Origin of the sequence: Mesorhizobium sp. M4B.F.Ca.ET.089.01.1.1 (assembly GCF_004022605.1) — a bacterium.
GTDB lineage: Bacteria > Pseudomonadota > Alphaproteobacteria > Rhizobiales > Rhizobiaceae > Mesorhizobium > Mesorhizobium abyssinicae.
This window is the reverse complement of sequence record NZ_RZOS01000451.1, coordinates 1-4,423: the sequence shown is the minus strand read 5'-3', so window position 1 is coordinate 4,423 and position 4,423 is coordinate 1. Positions and strand designations below refer to the sequence as shown.

General features: G+C 63.8%; 4 protein-coding genes. 1 reads left to right on the top strand and 3 read right to left on the bottom strand.

Annotated features, from left to right (window positions below; translation table 11 throughout):
• On the bottom strand, window positions 1-987 hold a 987-nt coding region (locus EN780_RS28290), incomplete at its 3' end, for a DUF459 domain-containing protein (RefSeq protein WP_128275939.1).
• Window positions 988-1,013: 26 nt separating this feature from the next.
• Window positions 1,014-2,237 (bottom strand): lytic murein transglycosylase, encoded by a 1,224-nt coding sequence (locus tag EN780_RS28285; RefSeq protein ID WP_127287155.1) that lies wholly within the window; start codon window positions 2,235-2,237, stop codon window positions 1,014-1,016.
• A gap of 202 nt (window positions 2,238-2,439) precedes the next feature.
• Here EN780_RS28285 and galU point away from each other — a divergent pair, with 202 nt between their 5' ends.
• Window positions 2,440-3,354 carry a UTP--glucose-1-phosphate uridylyltransferase GalU gene (gene galU, locus EN780_RS28280; RefSeq protein ID WP_189340465.1) on the top strand — a complete coding sequence of 305 codons (915 nt, stop codon included), beginning with the start codon at window positions 2,440-2,442 and terminating at the stop codon, window positions 3,352-3,354.
• Window positions 3,355-3,466: 112 nt separating this feature from the next.
• Here galU and EN780_RS28275 read toward each other — a convergent pair.
• Window positions 3,467-4,423 (bottom strand): outer membrane beta-barrel protein (locus EN780_RS28275; RefSeq protein ID WP_145971006.1); only part of this gene is annotated, 957 nt, incomplete at its 5' end.

Sequence of the window (4,423 nt, the reverse complement as noted above, 5' to 3'; positions counted from 1 at the left end):
GCCAGGAGCGGCATTGGGCGCCGGCGCTTCGACCGGGGCGCCCGCCGGCGCGGAGACTGTCGTCACGCTTCCGGGCTCTGCCAGCCCGAGGATCTTGGCCAGCGGCTTTTCGGTGTAGAAGGCAAGCTTGCGCTTGCCGGCCTTGGAGACATTGATGCCGTCGTCCGAGCGCAGCCGCACCGCCTGGCCGTTGATGTCGGGGCCGGTGGTGACGAAAGCGCCGTTCTCGTCGACGAAACCGTCCCAGACATCGACGAACTCGCCGCCATGCTTTTCGGCGGCCGAGCGGTAGATGTCGTTGAAGGCCAGCATGTCGGAAGTCATCTTCGGCAACCGGAAGGCCGGCATGCCGACCCACAGGAACGGCACCTTGGCTTCCGCGATGGCCTTGCCGAGCGCATCGGTGCGGCGCTCATATTCCTTGGTCCAGTTCTCGGATCGCGGCTGTTCGCGCACGTCGCCGACCTTCATCTGCTGGCGGTCGTTGGAGCCGAGCATGACGACGACGACCGATGGTTTCTCGGTCTCGATCAGCGTTTTGATCTGTTCTGGCCAGTTGTAGAAATCATCGCGCACGAAGCCGGAAGAACCGTTGCTGCGCACCGCGATCCTGACGCCGGCGTTTTCGGCGAAGGCGGTGTCCAGGCCCTCGCCGAGACCGCTCGCCATGAAATCGCCGACCACCAGCACGGCGCGGGCATCCGGCGTCTTCTCGACGATCGGCGTCTGTGGCTCTGCCGGCAGGCGCGGCTTGGATTTCCTGGTCTTTGCCTTCGGCCTTGCCTTCTGGATGTCGAGCGGCGGCTCGAAGCGCTCGCTGCGGCGCGGGAACAGCAAGTCACGCAGCGACCAGCCGCGGCTCTGCTCCTCCTGCGCCATGGCGGGCGTGTGGAAGGCGCTGGCCGCAGCCACCGCCAGGACGGCGAGGGCCAGGATCAGGATCGGCGTGCGGCGAACGATCGCCAGTATGCGCCCAGCCGAAACCAATCACTTCCTCCGTCCCTGAGGCGTTCCTATTTCTTGCGGAGCCATTTGAGCACTTCCATGCTCGGATAGCCATCCTGGGTCAAGCCGGCCTTCGCCTGGAAGGCCATGATGGCGGCCTTCGATCCCTCGCCGATCTTGCCGTCGAACTTGCCGTCATAATAGCCGTGTTCGGAAAGCCGCTGCTGCAGTTCCTGCCGCTCCTCGAAGCTCAGCTTGGTGAAGGGCCGTTTCCAGTCCTGAACCAGGCCGCTGCCACCAGCGATCTCGTCGGCAAGAAGGCCGACGGCGAGCGCGTATTTGTCGGCGTTGTTGTAGGCCTTGATGACCGAGAAGTTCTTGATCATCAGGAAGGCCGGCCCGCCGCGGCCGTCGGGCACTTTCAGCGTCGCCTTGTCGGAGCCGTTCTTGAACGGCTTGCCGTTGGCCCTGACGACGCCAAGCGCCTGCCATTGCGCCAGCGTCTTCGAGCCGGCGGGAAGCTTGCCGGCCGGCAGGACGACCTCGTAGCCCCAGGTCTTGCCGGCCTGCCAACCGTTCTTCCGCAGCAGATTGGCGGCCGTCGCCAGCGCATCGGGGATCGAGTTCCAGATGTCGCGCTTGCCGTTGCCGTCCATGTCGATGGCATAATGCTGGTAGCTGGTCGGTATGAACTGGGTGTGGCCCATGGCGCCGGCCCACGAGCCGCTGAGATGGCTTTCGTCGATGTCGCCGCTCTGCAGGATCTTCAGCGCCGCGATCAGCTGGGTGCGGGCGAATTTCGAACGCCGCGGGTCGGCATAGCCAAGCGTCGCCAGCGAGCGGATGACATTGCGCATGATGTCGTTGCGCTTGAGGATCTCGCCATAGTTCGATTCCATCGACCAGATGGCGAGCAGGATGTTGCGGTCGACGCCGAACCGCGCCTCGATCCTGTCCAGCCACGGCTTCCATTTCCTGGCCATCTGCTGGCCGACGGCGACCGACTGGTCGTGCACGCGGTTGTCGAAATAGTCCCAGGCGGGTGCCGTGAACTCGGGCTGGGTGCGGGCCTTTTCCAGCACGACCGGATCGACATCGGTGATGTTCCTGAAGGCCTGGTCGTAGATCGCACCGGAGACGCCGCTCTGCACCGCCGTGGCGCGGAAGCTGGCAACCCATTGCCGGAATCCGGCATCGGCGAAAGCAGGTCCCGCGGGCATCAGCAGGGCAAGCGACAGGCTGGCCGCCGTCACGACGCTTGCAAGGCGCTTTGCGGTGCTGCGAACGGACATCTGTTCCTCCTTTTTCGTATCAGGAAGATCATTCATCGCCGAACCCGGTTAGTATTTAGTTTACCATAGGTGGGGGCGGGAACGAAAAGACGCGACGATGCTTTACGCACTGCAAGTTTTGTAAACTCGGCGTTCCTTACATCTCGATTCCGGCGCGAAAATGTCTCAGAACGGGATTGCGGAGCGCGTAATCAAGCGGATAATTGGCAGCATGAAGAGAGTTCGCAAAGCAGTCTTCCCGGTCGCTGGTCTCGGTACGCGGTTCCTTCCCGCCACCAAGGCAATTCCCAAGGAAATGCTGACCGTCGTCGACCGACCGGTCATCCAGTATGTGGTCGACGAGGCGCGCGACGCCGGCATCGAGCATTTCATCTTCGTCACCGGCCGCAACAAGGCGGTCATCGAAGACCATTTCGACGTCCAGTTCGAGCTCTACGACACGCTTGCCCAGCGCGGCAAGGACGACCAGCTCGCCCGCCTGCAGCGGCTGCAGCCGGCGCCGGGCCAGACCAGCTTCACCCGCCAGCAGGTGCCGATGGGGCTCGGCCATGCCGTCTGGTGCGCCCGCGAACTGGTCGGTGACGAGCCCTTCGCGCTGCTGTTGCCCGACATGATCATGCAGTCGGAAAAGAGCTGCATGAAGGACATGGTCGAGCTTTATGCCGAGACCGGCAACAACATCATCGCGGTGCAGGAATGCGATCCGGCCGAGGCGCATAAATACGGCATTGTCGGCCGCGGCGAGGATACCCATCATGGCTTCCGCATCACCGGCATGGTCGAGAAGCCGAAGGCAGGCACCGCGCCCTCGAACCTGTTCATCAACGGCCGCTATATCCTGCAGCCGGAGATCTTCGGCATCCTCGAAGGCCAGGAGCGCGGCGCCGGCAACGAGATCCAGCTCACCGACGCGATGCTGAAGCTGGAGAAGCAGCAGCCCTTCTACGGCTACCACTACCAGGGCCGCACCTTCGACTGCGGCTCTCCGGAAGGCTTTGTCGAGGCCAATGTCGCCTTCGCTTTGTGGCGCAGAGACATGAATGAGAGCATGGCCGGCGTCATCCGCACGCTGCTCGACGAGATGCAGCCGTCCGAGCGGCGCGGCGCGGCGCTCTAGAGGAATTCCAGGAAAAGTGCGAGCGGTTCTCCGTCCCGAACTGCGTCAAACAAAGGGATAGAGCGGTTCGCCGTTTCTTTGAAACGGTGAGACGCTCCAGGCGCCGGCCTCCTCAGCGCTGCACCTTCAGTCCCAGGAAGATGCTGTTGGCGACATAGTCGCGGCCGGCCAGGTTGCTGTTCAGCTTCTCGGTCCTGACCCTTGTGGTGAGACCGGCATAGCGGTTCAGCCACCATGTCAGGCCGGCCTCGGCGCTCAGGATCAGGTCATGGCCGTCGGAGCCGGTATAGTCGCGCCAGTCGAGGCCAAGCGCGGAATTCGCCGTCAGATTGGCGCGGACCTGGCGTTCGCCGGTAAGCCTGCCCGAGTAGAGCACATCGCCACTTTCCCCGGCCGTGGTGGTGCTCTCGATGGTGGTCCTGCCTGTGAGCCCGACGATGGTGCCGCGCTCGGGCGACCATTTGAGATCGGCGTTGACGTAGGGCCCCGCATTGGCCGGCAGGCGGTCGTCGTCGATCGCTTCGCGCAGCCAGCCGACGGAGAATTCGCCCGACAGTTTGTCGTCCATGTCGAGTTCGAGGCCGGCGCGCGCCCCGAGCCTGGTCGAGGAACGTTCGTACAAGTTGCTGTCGAGGCGCAGATCATAGACCCGTCGCCCTGCCTCCACCTCGACAAAAGGCGTTATGGCCGGCGAAACCTGATAGCCGGTGCGCAAGGTCGCGGAATAGAGCGTGGAGTCGCGGTCCTTCTGCGACAGTGTGGTGCCGTCCGAAAGATCGGCGTCGCCATAGAAGTCATGCGTGATCGCGCCGGTCAGCGCGTAGCGCATCTTGCCGACGTCCTTCTCGATGCCGAGGCTGCCGTCCACGGTCTGCCGCAGCGGCTGCGAAGTGACGCCGGCGATGGCGTCCGGCGAGGAGGCCGATTCCGGCACCGCTTCGTAGCCGAGCTTGGCGATGGCGCGCAGCTCGTTGTCGAGGTCGACGTTGAGCTGGCCTTCGATGCGGCCTTGCGCGTCGTTGATCTTCTGGCCGGAAACCGTGTTGCGGAAAATGCCGTAGCCGTCGAT

Coding starts and splice junctions, on each gene's coding strand:
- EN780_RS28285 (WP_127287155.1), bottom strand. CDS start 2,237: ATGTCCGTTCGCAGCACCGCAAAGCGCCTTGCAAGCGTCGTGACGGCG.